The 20,834-nt window shown below is 72.0% G+C and carries 16 protein-coding genes; 7 read left to right on the top strand and 9 right to left on the bottom strand.

Annotation, left to right across the window (positions count from 1 at the left end):
* Positions 1-10: 10 nt before the first annotated feature.
* Genes lanM through ACGFIK_RS12105 form a run of 6 tightly spaced genes read right to left on the bottom strand, consistent with a single transcriptional unit; the run spans position 11 to position 9,664 of the window.
* On the bottom strand, positions 11-3,154 hold the full coding sequence (gene lanM, locus ACGFIK_RS12130) for a type 2 lanthipeptide synthetase LanM (protein WP_393339131.1): 3,144 nt from the start codon (positions 3,152-3,154) through the stop codon (positions 11-13).
* Positions 3,154-5,286, bottom strand: a complete 2,133-nt coding sequence (locus tag ACGFIK_RS12125) for an ATP-binding cassette domain-containing protein (protein WP_393339129.1) — start codon at positions 5,284-5,286, stop codon at positions 3,154-3,156. Before ACGFIK_RS12125 ends, lanM begins: the two co-directional genes overlap by 1 nt.
* Positions 5,283-7,523 (bottom strand): peptidase domain-containing ABC transporter, encoded by a 2,241-nt coding sequence (locus tag ACGFIK_RS12120; protein WP_393339126.1) that lies wholly within the window; start codon positions 7,521-7,523, stop codon positions 5,283-5,285. Before ACGFIK_RS12120 ends, ACGFIK_RS12125 begins: the two co-directional genes overlap by 4 nt.
* Complete coding sequence (locus ACGFIK_RS12115; RefSeq protein ID WP_393339124.1) at positions 7,523-8,221, bottom strand: biotin/lipoyl-containing protein; 699 nt, start codon at positions 8,219-8,221, stop codon at positions 7,523-7,525. Before ACGFIK_RS12115 ends, ACGFIK_RS12120 begins: the two co-directional genes overlap by 1 nt.
* Positions 8,205-9,461, bottom strand: coding sequence for a cytochrome P450 (locus ACGFIK_RS12110; protein WP_393339121.1), 1,257 nt, complete (start codon positions 9,459-9,461; stop codon positions 8,205-8,207). The genes ACGFIK_RS12115 and ACGFIK_RS12110 overlap by 17 nt, the downstream gene beginning before the upstream one ends.
* A 5-nt stretch (positions 9,462-9,466) precedes the next feature.
* On the bottom strand, positions 9,467-9,664 hold the full coding sequence (locus tag ACGFIK_RS12105) for a hypothetical protein (protein ID WP_327026042.1): 198 nt from the start codon (positions 9,662-9,664) through the stop codon (positions 9,467-9,469).
* A 317-nt stretch (positions 9,665-9,981) separates the two neighbouring features.
* Between ACGFIK_RS12105 and ACGFIK_RS12100 the strand changes: the two genes are divergently transcribed.
* From ACGFIK_RS12100 to ACGFIK_RS12085, 4 genes are all read left to right on the top strand, one after another.
* A complete protein-coding gene (locus tag ACGFIK_RS12100; protein ID WP_393339117.1) occupies positions 9,982-10,524 on the top strand; it encodes a PadR family transcriptional regulator in 543 nt (180 codons plus the stop codon).
* Positions 10,521-11,237, top strand: a complete 717-nt coding sequence (locus tag ACGFIK_RS12095) for an ABC transporter ATP-binding protein (RefSeq protein WP_393339114.1) — start codon at positions 10,521-10,523, stop codon at positions 11,235-11,237. Before ACGFIK_RS12100 ends, ACGFIK_RS12095 begins: the two co-directional genes overlap by 4 nt.
* The gene (locus ACGFIK_RS12090) at positions 11,234-12,760 is read left to right on the top strand and encodes an FtsX-like permease family protein (RefSeq protein ID WP_393339112.1); all 1,527 of its coding nucleotides are present in this window, start codon (positions 11,234-11,236) and stop codon (positions 12,758-12,760) included. The genes ACGFIK_RS12095 and ACGFIK_RS12090 overlap by 4 nt, the downstream gene beginning before the upstream one ends.
* Before the next feature lie 132 nt (positions 12,761-12,892).
* Positions 12,893-13,915 carry an ion transporter gene (locus tag ACGFIK_RS12085; RefSeq protein ID WP_393339109.1) on the top strand — a complete coding sequence of 341 codons (1,023 nt, stop codon included), beginning with the start codon at positions 12,893-12,895 and terminating at the stop codon, positions 13,913-13,915.
* 26 nt (positions 13,916-13,941) lie between these two features.
* Here ACGFIK_RS12085 and ACGFIK_RS12080 read toward each other — a convergent pair whose 3' ends face one another.
* Entirely contained in the window at positions 13,942-14,253 is a 312-nt protein-coding gene (locus ACGFIK_RS12080) for a hypothetical protein (protein WP_393339107.1), read from the bottom strand.
* 167 nt (positions 14,254-14,420) lie between these two features.
* Here ACGFIK_RS12080 and ACGFIK_RS12075 point away from each other — a divergent pair, with 167 nt between their 5' ends.
* The 3 genes from ACGFIK_RS12075 to ACGFIK_RS12065 all read left to right on the top strand — a co-directional run bounded on the left by ACGFIK_RS12075 (position 14,421) and on the right by ACGFIK_RS12065 (position 18,216).
* The gene (locus ACGFIK_RS12075; protein WP_327026034.1) at positions 14,421-15,611 is read left to right on the top strand and encodes a snapalysin family zinc-dependent metalloprotease; all 1,191 of its coding nucleotides are present in this window, start codon (positions 14,421-14,423) and stop codon (positions 15,609-15,611) included.
* A 116-nt stretch (positions 15,612-15,727) separates the two neighbouring features.
* On the top strand, positions 15,728-16,771 hold the full coding sequence (locus ACGFIK_RS12070) for an SAM-dependent methyltransferase (RefSeq protein ID WP_327026032.1): 1,044 nt from the start codon (positions 15,728-15,730) through the stop codon (positions 16,769-16,771).
* A 299-nt stretch (positions 16,772-17,070) separates the two neighbouring features.
* A complete protein-coding gene (locus ACGFIK_RS12065) occupies positions 17,071-18,216 on the top strand; it encodes a ricin-type beta-trefoil lectin domain protein (protein ID WP_327026031.1) in 1,146 nt (381 codons plus the stop codon).
* 83 nt (positions 18,217-18,299) lie between these two features.
* On the opposite strand, the gene ACGFIK_RS12060 is transcribed toward ACGFIK_RS12065, so the two are convergent.
* Complete coding sequence (locus tag ACGFIK_RS12060) at positions 18,300-20,012, bottom strand: sulfatase-like hydrolase/transferase (RefSeq protein ID WP_393339102.1); 1,713 nt, start codon at positions 20,010-20,012, stop codon at positions 18,300-18,302.
* Between the two features lie 14 nt (positions 20,013-20,026).
* A complete protein-coding gene (locus tag ACGFIK_RS12055) occupies positions 20,027-20,830 on the bottom strand; it encodes a CDP-alcohol phosphatidyltransferase family protein (RefSeq protein ID WP_393339099.1) in 804 nt (267 codons plus the stop codon).
* Between the last annotated feature and the right edge of the window lie 4 nt (positions 20,831-20,834).

Genomic DNA, 20,834 nt, shown 5'->3' with positions numbered 1-20,834 from the left:
ATCTCTCCCGTCAGCTCATCGCTCGAAGCGAGGTAACGTCCTCTTCGGCCAGCGCCAGGCAGGCCAGCCCGGCCGCCGCCAGACCGTCGACCGCGGACAGCTGGGTCCGGTCGGGGCGGCGGCGGTCGGGGAACCAGCGGCCCTGGCCGGCGCGGCGACTCAGCAGGGTCCGGGCCGCGGCGTGCGCGGCCGTGCGGGACTGCTCGTCTCCCTCGCCCCGCCAGGCCGCCAGGCCCAGCTCGATCCGGTTGAGCAGGTCGACACTGGAGGGTGCACCGGCCGAGGTGGTGGCCATCGGGTCGGCGGGGCGGGGCCGGCCGAGGGTGGCCGCGGCCACGGTGGCCGCCAGCCGGGCACCCGGGGTGGACCCGGCGGACAGCACCAGGTGCTCGCCGTCGGTGCTGAGGCCGTGCCGGGCGCTGTACCGGGCCAGGGCCATCACCACCCCCGGTGCCCCGCCCGGCAGCGCGTCGAGCAGGGCCACCCCGGCGGGGTAGGCCGACCGCACTCCGTGCGGCAGCTCGGTGAGCAGCTGCTCGTACAGGCGCGCGGCCAGCTCGTCGGCCGCCGGGCAGGGCTGCGCCTCGGTGAGCTTGAGCAGGGCCAGCAGCAGACCGGCCCGGCCGGTCACCGGATCGGCGACGCTGGCTCCGCTGTCCAGCAGGTCAGTGGCGGTGGACACCAGGCTCTGGGCCTGGGCCAGCAGCTGCGGATCGCCGATCACCTGCCCGCACCGGGCCAGCGCGTAGATGGTCGCGCCGATGCCGACGAACCCGCCGACCGGGGGTTGCCCGCCGGCCATCCGCCGGTAGAGGCTGGCCTGCCCGGCGACCGCGGAGAACTCGGTGGTGGCCGCCAGGGCGTCCTGGGCGAACGCCCAGTAGGTCGGCTTGCCGGTGCTCTGGTACAGCTCGGCCAGGAAGACCGCGATTCCGGCGGTGCCGGTGAGCAGGTCGCCGTGCAGGGGTTCCAGTTGGTCCAGACCGAAGGCGGGGTAGTGGACCGCCCCGACCCAGCCGTGCTGCCCGTCGCCGACCGGCAGGGCCGCGGCGATGATGTCGTCGGCCGCCGCGCAGGCGCCCGCCAGAAGCTGGTCGTGGTCGACCTCGGCGCGCAGCATCCTCGGGTGGTAGACGGAGATGCCCAGCCGGGCCGGATCCCGGCGACCGTCGGGATCCCCGGGCGGCGGGGTCCAGACCGGTCGGCCGCCGGAGGCGAAGTCCAGACAGGCCGCCAGGGCCTCCTCCGGCATCGGGGTGCCGCACTCGGCCCGCTCGATGAGTTCGTCCAGCCGGGCCCGCAGCCGCTGCCAGGCGGTGCCGGAGAAGTGGTTGTCGACCCGGGAACCCTCCGGGGTGCGTACGGTCGAGGTCATCGGCTCGGACTGGAACAGCGGGATGTCCAGCCGGCGCAGCGACTCGATCTCCCGTTCGATCATCTCCAGGCTGTCGGTGCGGCGGGGGTCGGTGTGCAGCACCTCGCGGGCTCCCCGGAACAGCCGGGCCAGCACGATCTCCCGAGCCACCCCGTCGGTCAACGCCAGCGGCCCGGAGGCCACCTGCAACACCGACAGGTAGTCCCAGGTGCTGCGCCAGATGTAGCGGACCCGGGCCCGCGACAGCAGGTGCAGCGGACCGCGTTCGGCGGCCAACGCGTGGGCGTTGGCGACCAGGCAGGCGTCCATCTCGCGGTAGCCGGTGACCACCTCGTCGGCGTACGCCGCCGGGTCGGCCGGCCGACCGTCCACGATCGGCCGGTACGGGGGTGGCTCCCACCCCTCGGGGAACCCGTCGGAGTCGACCGCCAACTGTTCCTGCATCGGCGCGCAGCAGCCGATGTCGTGCGCCCGTCGACCGGGGGCCCCGATCCGGGGGTAGGAGATCACGGCGGTCTTGGCGACACTCTCCTCGACCTCGTGCCACAGGGCCTCGGCCCGCGCCCCCAGCAGCACCGGCTTACGCATCCGCCCCTGCAGGATGTTCTCCAGGTCGATGAACATCGGCCGTTCCCCGATGGCGATCAGGTTGTCCGCCCACAGGTCGCGGCATTCCAGCAGCTGGGCCAGCCGGGTGAGCATCCCCAACCGCCGGTAGAACCGGGCCGGGTCCTCCCCGCTGCGGCAGGGGCGGGCCACCACGTACTCCTCCCACCCGTAGCCGTCGCGCAGCAGCACCTGCCGGGTGGTCAGGTCCAGCGGCAGCCCGTGGGTGTTGAGGAAGGTCAGCACATCCATGAATCCGGCGACGCTGCTGAGGTCCTTGGGCTTGTAGACGACCCGCTGACCGCCGACGAAGGACAGCAGGCTGACCGTACGGCCGCTGTCGTGCAGATCGCCGGAGTCACCGGAGTACGAGGCCAGGGCCCCCGGGTCGGCCCAGGCCCACAGTTCCCGCCGCAGCATCGGCAGGTCCTGGTGCAGCCGGTCGAAGACCTCCCCGACGGCCCGCTTGTAGTTCAGGCAGGTGACCCCGATCAGGTACGCCAGGCCGGGCAGCCCTTCCAGCCGGCTGAGCCAACCCAGTCGGCTGACGTCGATGCCGGCCCGGCCGTACCAGTCGACCGGGGTGGTCGAGCCGTCGGCGATCTGGAGTTCGAAGGCGAGCGCGGCGTGGCACACCTTGATCAGACGTTGCACCAGTTGGCCGGTGACGTCGTCGGCGGCCTCCGGAGTCAGGGCCACCCCGCGCAGCATGTTCTGCCGCAGCCCGGTCAGTCGGGCCGCCGCCCGTTGGAAGGAGACGAAGACTCCGCCGACGAGTTCGGCGGCCGGGTCCTGCGCGGCCGTGGGCGGCTGGGCCAGCAGGAAATCCACCAGGGCGTACGCCCAGTCGGGCAGTTTGCCGGGGTCCCGCACGACCACGTCGACCAGCCCGGCGCCCAGGTCCCGGTTGGTCTGCTGGCGGTGCAGCAGCAGAGCCCGCAGGGACACGTCGTCCTCGGCGACCGCGGAACGCAGCCACCGCTGGGAACGTTCGGCCAGTTTGCGGCGGCCCCCGGAGCGTACCGGGGCGAAGTAAACCCCGGCTTCCCGCTCGTCGAACGGTGCCGCCAACGCGATGACGCTGAGCAGTCGTTCGTCGGCACCGCCGAGACCGAGCAGGGTGTCGGGTGCGGACATGGCACCCAGACCGATGGATGCGCTGGTTGTGGTCATCAGGTGACCTCCTGCCTGGCGACGAGTCGTGCGAACAGCGGTGCGGTGGCGACCAGATCGTCGAAGGTGCCCTCGGCCGCGATCCGTCCGTTGTCGAGCACGTAGATGCGGTGGGCGGCTCGGATGGTGCTGAGTCGGTGTGCGACGACGATCCGGGTGACGTTGAGCTCGGCGATGCGGTCGGTCACCGTACGCTGGGTGATGTTGTCCAGTGCGCTGGTGGCCTCATCGAGCACCAGCACCGGCGGCTGCTTGGCCAGGGCGCGAGCCAGCATCAGCCGCTGGATCTGTCCGCCGGAGAAGGCCTTGTTGTCCTCGCTGACCATGGTGTGCAGCCCCATCGGCATGGCCCGGACCTCCTCGGCCAGACCGGCCAGCCGCAGGGCCTGCCACACCCCCTCGTCGGTGAGGTCCTCGGTGCCGGCGGCCACGTTGTCGCGGATCGAGCCACGGACCGCCCGGGCCTGCTGGAGCACCACCCCCAGCTGGGCCCGGACCGCCCGTACGTCCAGCTCGGACAGGTCCCGGCCGTCGTAGCGAACCGCACCGGAGCTGGGGGGTACCAGACCCAGCAGCAGGCGGATCAGGGTGGACTTACCGGCGCCGGAGGGGCCGACGACGGCGACGAACTCGCCCGGCTCGGCGGTGATGCTGACCCGGTCCAGGACGGGTCGTCCGGTGCCGGGGTAGGTGAAGGTGACCTCGTGCAACTGCACCCGGCCCCGCAACCGACCGGGGTCGGCGGCCTCCGGTGCCACGTCCGGGGCCGCCGCCAGCACCGGTGCCAGCCGACGGTACGCGGCGACCAGCGAGAAGGCCGAGATCACGCCCCCCTGAAGCATCCCTACCGAGGCGGCGAACTGCCCCACCGCGATGCTGGCCGCGACGAAGGTGCCGAGGGCGACATCCTGACGCAGGGTCACCACGATGCCGAGGGTGGCCAGCAGGGTCGGTTGCAGGGCCGCCGCGCAGGCCGCCACCCGGGCCTGCCACCGCAGGGTCTCGGCGTCCGTGCGGCGCTGCCGGGCGTAGCGTTGCGCCCAGCCGGCGAAGACCCGCTCCTCACGGGCCGCCACCTGGATCTTCTCGATCGCCAGCAGGGCGGTGTGCAGGAAACCGGCCACGGCCGCGAAGGCCTCCCGGTTGGCCAGCTCGTGGCGTTGCTGACGGATGGCGGCGTAACTCGCCACCGCCATCAGCAGCACGGTGGCGCCGAGCACGCACCCACCGACGAGTGGGTCCACGACGATCAGGGCGGCCAGGCTGACCAGGCCGAAGGCGCTGCCGAGCACCCCGGCGGCGACGCTGTCGGACAGCGCCTTGCGCATCTCGGTGACCGAGTTGGCGCGTTGGACCAGGTCGCTGGTGCCCATCTCCTCCAGCGCCCGGACGTCCCGGCTGAGCAGATGCGACCAGACCGCCGGTTCCAGGCGCAGTTGCAGTCGACCCTGGAGCCGGACCAGGGCGGCGTTACGGGCCGACAGCAGCAGGGCGTTGGACACCACGAAGCCGGCGATCAGGGCGGCCAGGCTCCACAGCAGTTGACCGCCGACGCTGCCCCCGGCCACCCCGATGATGATCCACGCGGACAGGAACGGCAGGACGCCACCGATCAGGGCGGCGAGCAGCCCGGCCGACAGCAGGAAACCCAGGTCGGGGCCGGCGCCGTGGGCGGCGAACCGCAGCAGCCCCCGGGCGGTGATCGGCTGGTTCGGTGACAGCGGGGGATAGACCTGCCAGGCGGTCTGCTCGTACTGGGCCGCGATGGCCGCGGTGACCGGGCGTCCCTCGGGAGTGCGGTAGCCGCGCCGGGCCGGCAGCAGCGCCACGGCCGGCCCCTCGACCGGGAAGACGATCAGCGGGGCGGCGCCGTGGCGGTACCAGCGGCCGTCGAGGCGTACCTCGGTCCAGTGCAGTCCGGCGGCCCGGAGCGCGGCGACCAGGCCCAGGCCCGGGGCGGGCTGCGGCAGGTCGTAGTGGGCGGCCAGGGTCCGTGCCGCGTCGTCGTCCGGTCGCTCGGGCCGCTCGGCGGCGGCGGCGGCGAGCCGCCGCCAGGCCTCGTCGACCGCGGCGAGATCCGCCGCGACGCGGTGCGTCGGGGTGTCCACGGTGGGGGTGTCGACGGTGGTCATTTCGTCCGCCCATCGGTGGCCAGCCGCCGGTAGACACCGTCGGCTTCGATCAGCTCGGAGTGGGTACCGCGTTGCACGATCTCGCCCTTGTCCAGCACCAGAATCAGGTCGGCGTCCCGCACGGTGGAGATCCGGTGGGCGATGAACATGCAGGTCACCCCGCGTTGGCGAAGCGCCTGCAGGACCGCGAACTCGGTGCTCGCATCCAGGGCGCTGGTCGCCTCGTCGAGCACCAGCAGCGGCGGGTCGGCCGCCAGGGCCCGGGCCAACTCCAGGCGCTGCTGCTCCCCGCCGGACAGGTTGCGGGCGTGCTCGCTGACCGCCCCGCTGTCCAGACCGCCCCGCTGCTCGACCAGCCGGTCGATGCCGGCGTCGATCAGGGCGGCGCGCAGCCGCTCCTCCGGCAGGGTCGGATCCCACAGGGTCAGGTTGTCGCGCAGGTTGCCCTCGAAGAGGCGCAGCTGCTGCTCCACGTAGCCGATCGAGGCGGCCAGGGTGCGCCGGGAGTAGGTCTCCCGGGGCTGCCCGTCGAGCAGTACCGCGCCTTCCCACGGCTGCGCCGCCCCGACGGCCAGCCTGGCCAGGGTGGACTTGCCGCTGCCGCTGACGCCGACCAGGGCCACCCACTGACCGGGTTCGGCCGTGAAGGAGATGTCCCGGACCAGGGGTGGCCGGTGCCGGTCGTAGCCGAAGCTGACCCGGTCGAACTCGATGCGCCCGGTCAGCCGGGACGGCTCCGGTTCCGGCGCGGCGCTCGGCTCCAGGACGGTGGCGCGGGCCGGATGCGGGGTGGCCGCCAGGGCGTCGTCGATCACGGAGACGTGCACCCGGGTCACCTGGATCTCCGAACCCAGCCCGACCAGCAGCCCCAGGGGGGCGAGCATCGCGCCACCCACCAGTTGGGCGGTGAGCAGGGTGCCGAGGTCGATCCGACCGGCGGCGACGTCGTGCGCGCCGACCAGGGCCAGCCCGGCCAGGGCGGCCGGGCCGACCGCCGCGCTGAGCGCCATCACGCCCAGGGTGGCCGAGGCCAGCGCGTTGGCGGCGTCCAGGGTCCGGCCGGCCGATCGGGCCCAGGAGGCGAACAGCCACCGCTCGGCGCCGTCGGCCTTGACCGACTCGATCATCTTTAGTCCGCTGTGGGCGGTGCTGTCCCGTCGTAGCTGCTCGAACAGCAGCCGTTGCTGGTGCGGACCCGCCCGCCGTCGTACCAGGTTCAGCAGCACGATCTGCGCCGCCATCGCCAGCGACATCACCACCAGCAGCCGGGGCGCCAGGTAACCGATGAACAGCCCGTACCCGGCCACGGTCACCGCCGCCGCGGCGGGCAGCACGACCCGCTCGGACAGCGCGATGGCCAGGCCGTCGTTCATCTGGGTCCGGTTCACCAGGCCGCTGAGGTGCCGACGGTGGAAGAACTCCCCGGGCAGCCGCAGCAGGGCGGTCAGGTACCGGCTGGAGAACCGGGTGGCCATCACCGCCAGGGCGGTGGCGAAGATGCGCTGCTGGGCCCACCCGGCCAGGGCCGCCAGCAGCGCGCCACCGACCAGGATGGCCAGCAGCGCCGGGCGCCAGGCCAGGTCGCCGAGGATCAGCACCCGGTTGAGCACGGCCCGCATGGACATCGAGGCCAGCAGGGTCGGTACCGCGGCGACGGCGCCGAGCAGCGCGCCGGCGAGGATCATCGGTGCGTACGGTCGGATCCGCTGGGCCACCGCGCGGGCGAAGGGCCAGCGGTCACCCCCCGGCTCGAACTCCGGGGTCCGGCTGGCGATCAGCACCGGACCGTTGGCCCGGGTGGCGAACTCGGCCGGGGTCAACGGCAGTCGGCCCACCGCCGGGTCGTTGATCCAGGCCCGGCCTCGCCGGACGCCCTCCAGCACCGCGTAGTGCCGGCCGTCGAGCAGCACCACCGCCGGCACCGGCAGCCGGGAGGCCATGTCCAGGTCGGAGGTGTCGATCCACCGGCCGGTGACCTTGAGTCCGTAGCCGGCGGCGGCCCGGCCGAACCCGGAGGCGGTCATCCCGTCCCGACCCACCCCGCAGCGGTCCCGCAGTTCGGCCAGCGGCACCCGTCGGCCGTGGTGGTTGAGGATGATGCTCAGGCAGGCCGCGCCGCAGTCGGCGTCCTCCATCTGCGGGGTCTCGACGGTGCGCACGGCCCGCTGCCGGCGTGGCTGGGGCTGGGGTTCCTCCGCCCGGGGGGCGGTGGTCTTGTTGTCGGCGAGAACGACCATCACCGACCACCTCCGAGCAGGACGTCCAGGGGCCGGTCGGTGCCGACGATGAGGTCCAGGCGCACGGGGGTCAGGGTGGCGCCCGGCCAGGCGGACACCCCCAGGTCGACGAGGACCGGCCGGACCAGCCGCTCGTCGGGGTACCCGGGCAGCCGAAGAATCCCGTACCGGTCGGCCAGGTCGGTCGTGCTCAGCGGGTACGCCTCGACCTGGGTGACCGTGCCGCTCAACCCGGCGCCGCGCACCGGCGTCCCGGCCGGGATGCCGGCCGGCTGACCGGCGTCCAGCAGCAGTAGGGCGGAGAGTCGTTGCTCGGCCCGGTCGACGGCGCCGAGGGTTGCCCCGCCCTTCACCGAGTCGCCGGGCCGGACGGTCAGGGTGCTCAGGAATCCGGCGACCGGGCTGGTCACCTCGATGGTCTCGTCGTCGCCACGCAGGGTCAGCAGCACCTCCCCGGCCGCCACCGGTCGGCCGGTGACCGCCTCGACCGAGGCGACCGTGGCCGTGGCCGGGGCGGTCACCACGGTCGGACCGCGCCCGGCCAGCAGGATGCCCTCCACGGACACCGTCGACTCGATCCGGGCCACCACGGCCCAGGTCCCGCCGACCCCGAGGGCCAGGAGTACGGCCGTCAGCAGTGCCCAGCTACGCCGGGTGGTCAGGCGTACGACGTCGTCCAGTTCACCGGTTCGTGGCATGGTGCCTCGCCTCCGCTCGGATCGGCAGGGGTTCACCGGCCGGGGTCACAGTCACCGGCAGTGAGTCGTACGTCTGCAGGGCGGGGGTGTGCCGCCGTCGGGCCGGACCGGACCCGGCCCGCAGACCCTCGTACGCCGCCAGTTGCCGCAGCACCTCGGCGGCCTGGATGCGGGCCATGGCCGCCCCCAGGCAGTGGTGGGGTCCGCGCCCGAAGGCCAGGTGTCGACCGGGCCGACCGGGCCGGAACTGGTCGGGTTGCGCGAAGACCGCCGGGTCCCGGTTGGCCACCGCCCAGAGCAGGAACACCGGATCGTTGGCCTCGATCAGCTGACCTTCCATCTCGATCGGTGCCACCGCCCGGCGGGCGGCCAGCCAGACGGGGCTGTGCAGCCGCAGGCACTCGTCGACCACCGCCAGGGCGTGGTCGGGATCCCGGCGCAGCCCGGCGGCCAGCTCCGGTCGGTCCAGCAGTTGTGCCACACAGATCGAGATGGCCGCGGTGGCCGTCTCCAGGCCGTTGATGAACAGCAGCACCACGAACGAGACGAACTCCTCCGGGCTGAGCCGGGCGTCCGTACCGCTGGAGGCCCCGAACAGCTCGGCGACGAGGTCACCGGTGCGGTTGCGGCGGGCCGCGGCCAGCTCCTCGATGAACCGCAGCAGCTGGTCGACCTGCCGGTGCACCTCGGCCAGCTGCTCGGCGCTCTGACCGAAGCGGAAGAGTTGACCGGTGAGGGTGCGGGCCCACCGGTCGACCTGGGCCCAGCTGCCGGCCGGCAGGTCCAGCAGTCGGCAGGTGGTGAGCACGGGCAGCCGCTCGGCGACAGCCGGCACCAGGTCGAACTCCGGGCCACCGGCCGTCGCCTGCGAGATCAGGTCGGCGACCAGGTCGCGTACGGTCTCCTCCAGGCCGCCGGTGCGGCGGGCGCTGAACGCCCCGGACACGAGCTGCCGCAGGCGGCGGTGGGGGGGACCGTCCCGGAAGCTCAGCATCCGCCCGAAGATCAGTTCCAGCCGCTCGGACTGGGTCAGGGGCAACGGCGGGTCCCCGGTCCGTGGATCGATCACCAGTCGGGGGTCCCCGGCCAGTCTCGACACCTGCTGGTAGCCCGACACCAGCCACAACCCGCCGGTACGCAGTACCGGCGCCTCGGCGAGCAGCCGCCCGTACCGGCTCGGGTCGTCTCGGGTGGACGGGTCGAGCAACAACGCGCGACCCATGGCGGGCAGGCCGGACATCGGTGTTACTCCGCCAGTTGGGTGTTGACCCAGCAGAACGTGCCGAGGCAGAAGCACGGAACCGGCTCGGTCGGCTCACCGGCCAGGTTGTCCACTCGCAGGATGTCCTGAGGTGCCCCGGCGGCACCGTCCAACCAGGAGGCCGCGAGCGCGGCGGCCCGCGCCCGGATCACGCTGACGGTGTCTGCTCCGAAGTCGCGCATGTGTCTCTCCCGAAGTGGCGCATCTGGTTCCTGCACGGCGCGGCGATTGCGGATAGGATGAAGTCAGCTGTGGGTATCTGGACTACCCACAGCTGTTTCATGTCCCGGCTGTCCCGCGAGCGGCCCAGCCCGACTCTTCCCCAGTCGCCTTCCGCACCTCTGGTGTCTCGGCTGCGTTGCGGATCAGTGTTTCCCCCAGCCGTCACCAGCGGTAGGGCACCATGCACCTCCCACCCATGACAGTTGTCATGCCCCCACGCCACCCCGCCCTTCTCCCCGGTGTTGACGGGGCTATTCCTTGAGGGAATAGTGGGGGGATGTCGACCACGCATGTTCTGCTCGGGGTGCTCGCGGCGCAGGGGGCCAGCCACGGTTACGAGCTCAAGCGCGAGCATGACCGCAGGCTCTTCGGCGTCCGGCCGTTGGCCTTCGGGCAGCTCTACTCCACACTGGCCCGGATGCTGCGCGACGGACACATCGCGGAAGCGGCGCACGAGCGGGCGGGCGGGCCGGATCGGGTGGCCTACCGGCTCACCCCGCAGGGCAGGACCGCACTCGACGGCTGGCTGAGCCAGGTGGTGCCGCCGGCGGTGCACATCTCCGCCGAGCTGTTCGTGAAGGTCATCGTGGCGCTGCTCGCCACCCCGGACGAAGGGACCGCCCGGTCGTTCCTGGCCGCGCAGCGCGCCGCCCACCTGGCCCGGATGCGGGAGCTGACCGCGGTCAAGACCGGCGGGGAAGCCTCGGTGACCGAGTTGGTCGCCGCCGACTACCTGCTCAATCACCTCGACGCCGACCTGCGCTGGATGGCCACCACGATGGACCGGATCAGTCAGCTCCGGGCGGAGGTACGGTCGTGACCGAGGCCATCCTGCGCGCCGAGCGCATCGAGAAGTGGTACGGGCCGACCCCCGCCCTGCGGGACGTGTCGTTGCAGGTGGAACCGGGTGAGATCGTGGCGGTCACCGGCCCTAGCGGCTGCGGCAAGTCGACCCTGCTGCACTGTCTGTCGGGCATCCTGCGTCCCGAACGGGGCAGGGTGTGGTTCCAGGAGCGGGAGATCAGCGCCGCCGGTGAGGCGGAGCGCTCCCGGTTGCGTCGTACGGTCTTCGGGGTGTTGTTCCAGTTCGGCCAGGTCGTGCCGGAGCTGACCGGGATCGAGAACGTGACCCTGCCGCTACAACTCGGTGGTCTGCGCTACCGGGAGGCGGCCCGGCGGGCCCGGGACCTGCTCGACCGGTTGGCCGTCGGCGATCTGGCCGACAAGCGGCCCGGTGAGATGTCCGGCGGCCAGCAGCAGCGGGTGGCCCTGGCCCGCGCCCTGGTCACTGAACCTCAGGTGCTCTTCGCCGACGAACCGACCGGGGCGCTGGACAGTCTGGCCGGTGAACAGGTCATGGTGGAGTTGGTCCGGCTGGCCCGCCAGCACGGCACCACCGTGCTGGTGGTGACCCACAACGCGCAGGTGGCCGCGTACGCCGATCGCGAGATCACCCTGCGCGACGGCGGCGTCGACAGCGACGGCCGGCCCCACGGCGACGGCCGGGTCCTGGCCCGGGAGGAGGCGCGGTGAGACCGGCCGGCCTGCTCCGCCTGGCCTTCGTCGGTACCCGCACCGACCGGGCCCGGGTGCCGGTCACCGCCGCCGGTGCGGCGATCGCGGTGCTGGCGCTGCTCTGCTGCGCCACCGTGCTGGCCATCGACCCGGCCGTCGGGCGGTACCACAACCGGATGCTCACCCAGCCGAGTCTCCTGCTCAATGTCGCCGTGGCGATGCTGCTGTGCAGCATCCCGATCCTGTTCCTGGTCGCACAGTGCGCCCGACTCGGGGCGCCCGCCCGCAACCGCCGACTGGCGGCCCTGCGGATGGCCGGCGCCACCCCGAGGCAGATCACCTGGCTCGCCGCCGTGGAGACCGGGCTGGCGGCGATGATCGGCTCGGTGGTCGGCGTGGTCGCCTACCTGACCGGGCGGGTGCTGCTCGACCGCCCGGACCCCGAGGGGGTACGGCCACTGCCGACGGACGTGCTGCCCTCGGCCACGGTGATCGTCGCCGTGGTGTTCGGGGTGCCGTTGCTGACCACCCTGCTCACCGTCGTCCTGCTGCGTCGGGTGGCCGTCACCCCCTTCGGGGTGCTGCGGCAGAGCCGACAACAGCCGGTACGGGCCTGGCCTACCCTACTGCTGGGGCTCGGCCTGGCCGGCCTGGTGTCGATCAGTGCGGTGATGCGCAGCGAGTACGTCCGGCAGGGCGGATTCGGTGCCAACCGGGACGACCTGTTCGTCATCGCCCTGCTCGGCTGCACCGTCGTGATGCTGCTCGGTCTGATGTTCACGGTGGCCTGGATCGGCTACCGCAGCGCCCGGCTGCTGCTGCGGGTGACCCGGCGACCCAGCGCGTTGATCGCGGCCCGGCAGATCCTCGCCGACCCGCACGCCGGCAGCCGCAGCTTCACCGTCATCCTGGTCGTCACCGCCTTCGGTGCCGCCGCGATGATGCTGCACTCCTGGCTGGACACCGACGTGGCGGTGCGGACGGCCGCGATGCTGGACCCGGCGTTGGGCTATGACACCCCGCCCCTGGACCTCGGGGGCACCGCGGCCTTCCGGTCGGAGGTCCGCACCCTGGTCGACGCGGTGCTGGTCAGTCTCATCGGGGTGGCCGCCCTCACCCTGCTGATCGCCCTGGTCGAGGCCGGGGTGGCCCGCCGCCGGGCCATCGCCGCCCTGGTGGCCGGCGGCACCCCGAGGGCGGTGCTGGCTCGCGCCCTGTGCTGGAGGGTGCTGCTGCCGGCGGTACCCGGCATCGCCATCGCGGGCCTGGTCGGACTGGCCGGGATGCGAGCCTTCACGACGACCGCCACCGCGGGTTGGAGCCGGATGGTCTGCGTCGGCACCCCGGCCGAGTGCGCCGGGCCGGACGCCCAGCGCCACCTGGAGTACCGCCAGGTCACCCACACCCTGCAGACCTCGGTGCCGTGGGCCGATGTCGGGGCGGTGATGTCGATCGCGCTGCTGGCCGTGCTCCTGGTGATCGGGGCTAGCGTGCTGATGCATCGCTCCGCCACCGATCCCGCCGAACTGCGGGCCGGCTGAGCCCTCGGCGTCGGGGGTGGGCGACCGTCGGGGGCGCTGACCAGGTTGCTGTCCTTTGTGGCCGGTCCGGATGCGGGTCCTCCCCGGGGGTGTCATAGGCTGCCGTCCGGTCGTAGCCGGGCGAGGAGTGAGATGACGCGCACTGTCCGTGGTCCGTTGCACCGGCTAGCCGCCCGGTGCCAGGCCCTCGTCGGCGCCTCCTGGTTCAACCTGGCCAGCTTCGCCGTGGTCATCGTCAACGCGGTGGCCCTGGGCCTGGAGACCTACGGTGTCGTCGTAGCGATCGTGGGCAGCGCGTTGCGGGCGGTCGAGTACGTCTGTCTCACCCTGTTCGTGCTGGAACTGCTGGTGCGTCTCGGTGCCCACGCACCGACCTTCGGCGGGTTCTTCCGGGACCGGTGGAACGTCTTCGACCTGCTGATCGTGGCCGCTCCGCTGCTGCCCGGGGTGCGGGAGAACGTGACCCTGCTGCGGCTGTTGCGGCTGGCCCGCATCGTTCGGGCGTTCCGACTGTTCCCCAGCCTGCGGGTGATCCTGGTCGGCATCCGACGCAGCCTGCCCGGACTGGCCAGCTTCCTGCTGGTCACCGCCCTGCTGCTGTACGGGTACGCGATGCTGGGCTGGATGCTGTTCGGCACCGCCTACCCGGAGGAGTACGGCAGCGTCGGGCAGGCCATGCTCACCCTGTTCCTGCTGCTGTCGCTGGACGGCATCACGGACACCCTCCAGGCCGGCCGTGAGGTGACCGGCTGGGCGGTGCTGTACTACGTCTCCTACATGGTGGCCGCCTGCTACCTGCTGACCAATCTGCTGGTGGGTCTGGTGCTGACCGCTCTGCAGGAGGCGCACCAGGACGAGCAGGTCGCCGCCCAGCGGGGCGACCGCCCGACCGGTGGGCACGCCGAGGAGGAGCCGTCGGTCCGTGAGCAGTTGGCCCGGGTGCAGGCCATCATCGCCGACCTGGAACGGCGGCTGCCGGAGCAGGAACTCATCGGCACGGCCGCCGGTCGGGTGGAGGCCGCCTCGGCCGCCCCGGTCGCCTCGGCCGCTGACGCCGTTGACGCCGGGTCGGCCGCCGAGGTCGGCACCCTCGTGCTGCCCAAGCCGCCGGTGCAGCGGCGGACCCGGACCAGGGGACGCCGCCGGCGCCGGTGACGGCCCCTACCGGGTGGCGGTCAGGGTCACCGGTACGGAGACCAGCTTGGTGGGGGAGCCGTCGACGGCGGACACCTCGTACGCCTCGATGGTGCCGGGTTGCTCCCGGGCCAGCCGGTGCCGCAGGTGGCGGTGGTGAAGGCGGTGGCCCAGGTGATCGCGCAGTACGGCTCGCCGGTGGCCGCCGCCGTCGTACCGGCGGTGGCGGTCGTGGCGGCGGTGGTCAGGAGTACGGCGCAGGTCACCGTCAGGGCGGCGAGGGTTCTGCTGATCCGCATCGCGGTCTCCTCTCTGCTGTCGGCCAGCCCGTGCGGGCCGACGTTCGTGGACTCCACCATCGACACGCCTCGACACCGAGCCTTCACCATGACGTCACAGCGGGGTAACAGCCGGTAAGGCGGTATGACACTTCCGCGATGACACCCTATTGACCGATCTCTACTAACATCCACGGACATCGATCGTGGTGCGTCGATGCGCCACGGGTATCCGCAGGGGAGTAGAGATGATCCGACGACGACTGCTGCGCGCGGCAACCGTCGCGCTGGCAGCGGTGCTGGCCGCGACCGGGCTACAGGTGGCCACCGCCGCCGGCGCTTCCGCCGCCCGAACCGTCTACTACGACGCCAGTCGGGCCGGCGAGTTCCGGACCAACTTCGACCAGGCCGCCCAGATCTGGAACAGCAAGGTCAGCAATGTCCGGCTGGTGCCCGGCACTCCCGCCAACGTGACCATCCTGGTCGACACCGGCTGGCCCCGGGCCCAGGTCACCGGGCTCGGCTCCGGACGGATCTGGATGGGCTGGCAGGCGGTCAACCAGGGCTACCACCGCACCCGGATCGCCACCCACGAGTTCGGTCACATCCTCGGCCTGCCCGACCGGCGTACCGGCCTCTGCTCGGACCTGATGTCCGGCAGCAGCGCCCCGGTGTCCTGCACCAACGCCAACCCCAGCGCTGCCGAGGCCAGCCGGGTCAACCAGCTCTTCGCCGGCAGCCGCAGCACCGCCGAGGTCGCCGAGACCTACACCTGGACCGGGGACGAGACCGGCGGGATCGGCATCCAGGTGGTCAACGGGCGCCCGGCCACCGAGAACTACCCCTGGCTGGTCTACACCTCCGGCTGCACCGGCACCCTGATCAAGGCCAACTGGGTGGTCACCGCCAAGCACTGCTCGACCCCCTCCTCGGTGCGGGTGGGCAGCACCAACCGCAGTAGCGGCGGCACCGTGGTCCGGGTCAGCCGGGCGGTCAACCACCCGAGCATCGACGTCAAGCTGTTCCAGCTGGCCAGCTCGGTCACCTACGCGCCGGCCCCGATCCCGACCACCTCGGGTGCGGTCGGCACCGCCACCCGGATCATCGGCTGGGGCCAGACCTGCGCCCCCCGGGGTTGCGGCTCCGCCCCGACCGTCGCGCACGAGCTGGACACCTCGATCGTGGCCGACAGCCGGTGCCTGGGCATCAACGGCCCGTACGAGATCTGCACCAACAACACCAACGGCAACGCCGGTGCCTGCTACGGCGACTCCGGTGGCCCCCAGGTGCGGAAGATCAACGGCGTGTGGAACGTGATCGGTGCGACCAGCCGCGCCGGCAACAACAGCTCCACCTGCGCCACCGCCCCGTCCATCTACGGTGACCTGCCCTCGATCCGCTCCTGGATCAACACCCAGGTCGGCGGCCTGCCCGCCTGACCCTGACACCGCTCGATCACGTGGTGCCCGCAGGTCCGACGGTGGACCTGCGGGCACCACCCCGCTGTGCGGGGCGGCGGGGGAGGGCGGCTGCCGCCGTGGAATAGTGGCTGGTCGTGAAACGGTATGGGGTACTGATCCTGCCTTCGAGCAACCGGGTGTACTCCGGGGCGGCGGTCGAGCTGACGCGGGCGGAGCTGGAGATCTTCGGTGAGAGGGTGCTCGGCGGACGCCTCGGGGCGGTGCAGACGGCCACCGTGGGCGGGGTCGACTACGTGACCTTCGGGGTCGAGGAGGGGCTCAGCGAGCGGGAGGTGGCGCTGCTGAGCAACCTGTCCAGCGCGTACGCCATCTTCGAGTTCGTCGAGGATCTGCTGCGCCCGGTGCCGCTGACCCGGCTGGACCGCTTCGACGACGACCTGATCACCATCCTGAAGTACCCCGGCAAGACCAACGAGCAGTTCACCAAGCTGCTGCTCAACCTCACCCTGCTCGCCTCGGACTCGGCCGACGAGCTGCTGACCCGGCGGTTCCGGGTACTCGATCCGCTGTGCGGCCGGGGGACCACCCTCAACCAGGCCATGATGTACGGCTTCCACGCCGCCGGCCTGGACCGCGACAGCAAGGACTTCGAGGCGTACCAGGCGTTCCTCACCACCTGGCTCAAGCGCAAACGGGTCAAGCACCGGGTGCTGGAGTCCGGTCCGGTACGCCGGGAACGCAAGGTGGTCGGCCGTCGACTGCGGCTGGAACTGGCCGCCTCGAAGGAGGCGCACAAGGCCGGCGACGTGCAGACCGTGGACGTGGTAAGCGCCGACACCACCCGGGTCGGTGAGTTCTTCCGCCCGGAGAGCGTCGACCTGGTGGTCGCCGACGCACCGTACGGCGTGCAGCACGGCAGTCGTACCAACGACGGGCTGGCCCGCGACCCCCTGGCCCTGCTCGCCGCGGCCGTGCCGGGCTGGGCCCGGCTGCTGCGCCCCGGCGGCGCGCTCGGCATCTCCTGGAACACCAACGTGGCCCGCCGGGAGGCCGCCGCCGAACAGCTGACCGCCGCCGGCCTGACCGTGCTGGACCACGGCCCCTGGCGCACCCTCTCTCACCGCGTCGACCAGGCCATCGTCCGCGACATCCTCATAGCCCAAAAACCCACTCCCTGACCCCACCCTGGCTGCCCCTCGCCCCGCCCGCCCTCCCTGTCCGCGCCCCTGTCCGCGCTGATCTTGCACTTTTGGTCGCTGTTACACGGCTTTTGTGGCTTATGCGGCGACACAAAGTGCAAGATCGCCGGGGTGGGTCGGGTCGGCGGGGCGGGGAGGGGGCGAGGTCAGCCGTGGCGGGGCGGGCGTGGGAGTGGGAGTGGATGTTGACGGGGGTGGGTGGGGGTGGGAATATCGACTGCTATGAGTGTTAGCGCTCACAGTTTCAGTGAGCTGCGGGACTAGTGGCAGGAGTGGGGATGGGTAGGAAGGCACGATGGCTTGCGGTGGCGGCTGCGGTCGCTCTCGCGGTCAGCGGTGTGGTGGTGTCGGGCGGGGCCGCCAGCGCGGAGTCCAACGGTGGGGTGCGGGTGATGCCGCTCGGTGACTCGATCACCGAGGGCACCCAGATCCCGGGGGGCTACCGGATCGGCCTGTGGCAGCGCCTGGTCAACGGCAGATACACGGTGGACTTCGTCGGGTCGCAGTTCAACGGGCCGACCAGCCTCGGTGACCGGGACCATCAGGGGCACCCGGGCTGGCGCATCGACCAGATCGACGCGAACATCGTCAACTGGCTGAACACCCAGCGGCCGCAGACCGTGCTGCTGCACATCGGCACCAACGACATACTCCAGAACTACCAGGTCAGCACCGCCCCGAACCGGCTCTCCACCCTGATCGACCGGATCACCAACACCGCTCCCACCGCGGAGGTGTTCGTCGCGCAGATCATCACCCTGTCGAACACCAACCAGGCGGCGGCGGTACGCACCTTCAACGCGGCGATCCCCGGCATCGTGCAGAGCAAGGTGAACGCGGGCAAGCGGGTCCACCTGGTCAACATGCACGCCGCCCTGACCACCGGCGACCTGATCGACGGCGTCCACCCGACCGCCAACGGCTACGACAAGATGGCCGCGGTCTGGTACAACGCCCTGCAGTCGGTGCCCGGCAGCATCGGCACCCCCGGTAACGGCGGCACCCCCACGCCCACGCCCACCCCCACCCCGGCTCCCGGCACCGGCGCGATCGTCGGCAACCAGTCCGGCCGGTGTGTCGACGTGCCGGGTTACAGCACGGCCAACAGCACCCAGTTGCAGTTGTGGGACTGTCACGGCGGCACCAACCAGCAGTGGAGCTACACCTCCGGTCGGGCCCTGACGGTCTACGGCAACAAGTGCCTGGACGCCGAGGGGTACGGCACCTCCCCGGGCACCCGGGTCACCATCTACGACTGCCACGGCGGGACGAACCAGCAGTGGAACCTCAACGCCAACGGCACCATCAGCGGGGTGCAGTCCGGTCTCTGTCTGGACGCCAACGGCGGGGCAACGGCCAACGGCACCCGGCTCGTCCTGTGGACCTGCAACGGCCAGCCCAACCAGCAGTGGAGCCGACGCTAGCGGCAGCCGGCCACCACCGACGGTAGCCGCATGCGGGGGTGCGGCCGGCGGTACGACCACCGCCGGCCGCACCCCTCGGCCGGTCAGCGGGAGTGGGCCTGTGGGCGGGCCGGGGTGGAGCCGAAGGCGGTGAGGAACCGGTCCCGGAAGGAGTCCATCGGCCAGACCGGGGCGGCGGCATCCGGGGTCAGACCATCCTGCCAGCCCCAGTCGGCGATCCGCTTCAGTACGGCGGGATCCTTCGCGAGCAGGTGGATCGGCACGTCCGCGCTGGCATTGTCCCCGGTGATCACCGGGGCGGGCTGGTGGTCACCGACGATCACCAGCACGGTGTCGTCGTCGCCGTAGGTCTCCAGGTAGGAGATCAGGGTACGCAGGGTGTAGCTGACCCCGTGCCGGTAACCCGTGCGGGCCTGCGCCGCCGGGGTACCGATGATGCCCTTGCGGAACACCTCGCCGTCGTCGATGTCCGCCCAGTCGACCAGGGAGGGCACCTTGGTCCAGGGGGAGTGGCTGGAGACCAGGGCCAACTCGGCCATCACCGGACGGTCCCGTGTGCCGACCCGTTCCCGCTGGTGGAACTCGTTGATGGCGTACTGGTCCGGCATCGGGGAGAAGGCGAACCGGGGGCCCCGGTAGCCGAGGTCGGGGCCGTTGTAGAACTGTTCGTAGCCGTAGAACTTCCCCTCCGGCCAGGCCTGGTTGACCGCCGGCATCACCCCGACGGTACGCCAGCCGGCGCCCTGGAAGGCTTCCCCCAGGGTGAACCGGTCACTGGCCAGCAGGCTCTTGTGTCGCTGGTTGTTGTCGATCCACAACCCGGACAGCAGGGTGGCGTGCGCCAGCCAACTGCCGCCGCCGATGGTCGGTGAGGTGAGGAATCCGCTGCGCGAGGAGAACCCGGCCGCCTGCAACCGGCCGGCGCCCTCGTCCAGCAGCCGCTGCACCGAGGCGAACTCCGGGTCGGAGACGGCGTCCCGGCCGTAACTCTCCACGAAGGCGATCAGGACGTCCTTGCCCCGCAGCCCGGTCAGCAACTGGTCGGTTGGTACGTCCCGGAACCGGTCGGTCCCCACCTCGTCGCGGAAGGCCGCCCGGTCGTTGATCCGCTCCCGTACCTCCGCCACGTGGTCGTAGACGATCGCGCTGGCGTTGGTGTCGGCGACCAGCACCCCGGTCACGATCCGCGCCTGGAAGACGGCGAGCAGGGCCCACACCAGCACCAGCGACGCCAGGACCCGGGTGCTGGCGGTGCGGTGGCGCACCAGCAGCTTGGACAGTCGTACGGTGGACAGGGCGGTCAGCACCGGCAGGGCCACCAGCACCAGCACCACCCCCACGGCGATGGCGGTCGCCGCCGGCCGACCGATCGACTCGGCCAGGAAGGCGAACGCCTCGTCCAGCAGGGACCAGTCCAACACCAGGTCGAACGGGCGCCCCAACGAGGAGTAGAAACCGAGATCGCCGATCTTCACCAGCACGACCAGGCCGAGCAGCAGCCCGGCCAGGGCGGCGATCATCCGGCGGGGTCGGCCGGGCAGGGCCAGCAGTGCGGCGGCCAGCAGCAGGGCCTCCAGCGGGATCCGCAGGAAGGCCCCGGGCTGCATCCGCCAGGGCTGGTGAGGCAGGGTGAAGGCGGCCAGCACCAGGGCGACGGCCAGCACGGTGACCACTCGGGACAGCACCCGCCGACGCCGGCTGACCGGCTTGTCGACGCTGGTCGCCTCGGCTGCGGAGTCGGTCGTGGGGTGGCTCTCGTCGGTGCTGGTCGTCAGCACCGCATCAGAGGTCGACAACTGGTTTCTCCCGATCAGCGCAGCGACAGCACGGGCGCGGCGGACAGGTCGCGTTCGTCCACCCGGTCGAGCGGGCGTACCCCCCGGGGAGCGGTCGCCACGACGATCGCGGCGGCGGTACGCGGCACCCGGTGCCGCCACAGCCAGACCACGTCCCGACCGAACGACTCGACCAGCAGGCCGAGCGCCACCACCAGCAGCAGGGTGTTCACCGGCGCGGGCAGTACCGGGGAGGCGGCGAGGGCCAGGGTGATCCCCTGGACCGCGGCGACCACCTTGCGCCAGTACCGGTACGGCAGCGGGGCATCCATCCAGGGCAGTACCCCGCCGGCGGCGAGGAAGGCGTACCGCATCAGGCCGATGGCGAGCACCCAGATCCCGACGGAGGGCGCCACGTAGATGCTCAGCACCAGCACCAGAATGGAGTCGACCTCCATGTCGAAGCGGGCGCCGAACGCGCTGGCCGTGCCGGTGCGGCGGGCCACCTTGCCGTCCACGGCGTCCAAGGCCAACGCCACCGCTGCCAGCCCGCCGAGCACCGCCGCCGGGGCGGGCCGCCCGGTGAGCAGGGCCTCGGCGATCAGTGCGGTCACCGCCCCGACCAGCAGGCCACGACCCATGGTGACCCAGTCGGCCGGGCCCAGCCGGGATGAGCCGGCGCGCCCCAGTCCCCGTAGCAGCGCCAGGCAGGTCCCGACCCCGTACGCCAGGCCCGCCAGCCAGCCCGCGACACCGAGACCTACCGTCATGGCGAGCCCGGCCAATAGGACAACCTGGACGATCAGCCCGATGTACGGACCGGTTCGAACTGTGGACACCGTG

The organism is Micromonospora sp. NPDC048871, from assembly GCF_043198155.1.
Taxonomy (GTDB): Bacteria; Actinomycetota; Actinomycetes; order Mycobacteriales; family Micromonosporaceae; genus Micromonospora.
Note: the sequence above shows the minus strand (reverse complement) of the source record. Positions and strands in the feature narration are given on the sequence as shown.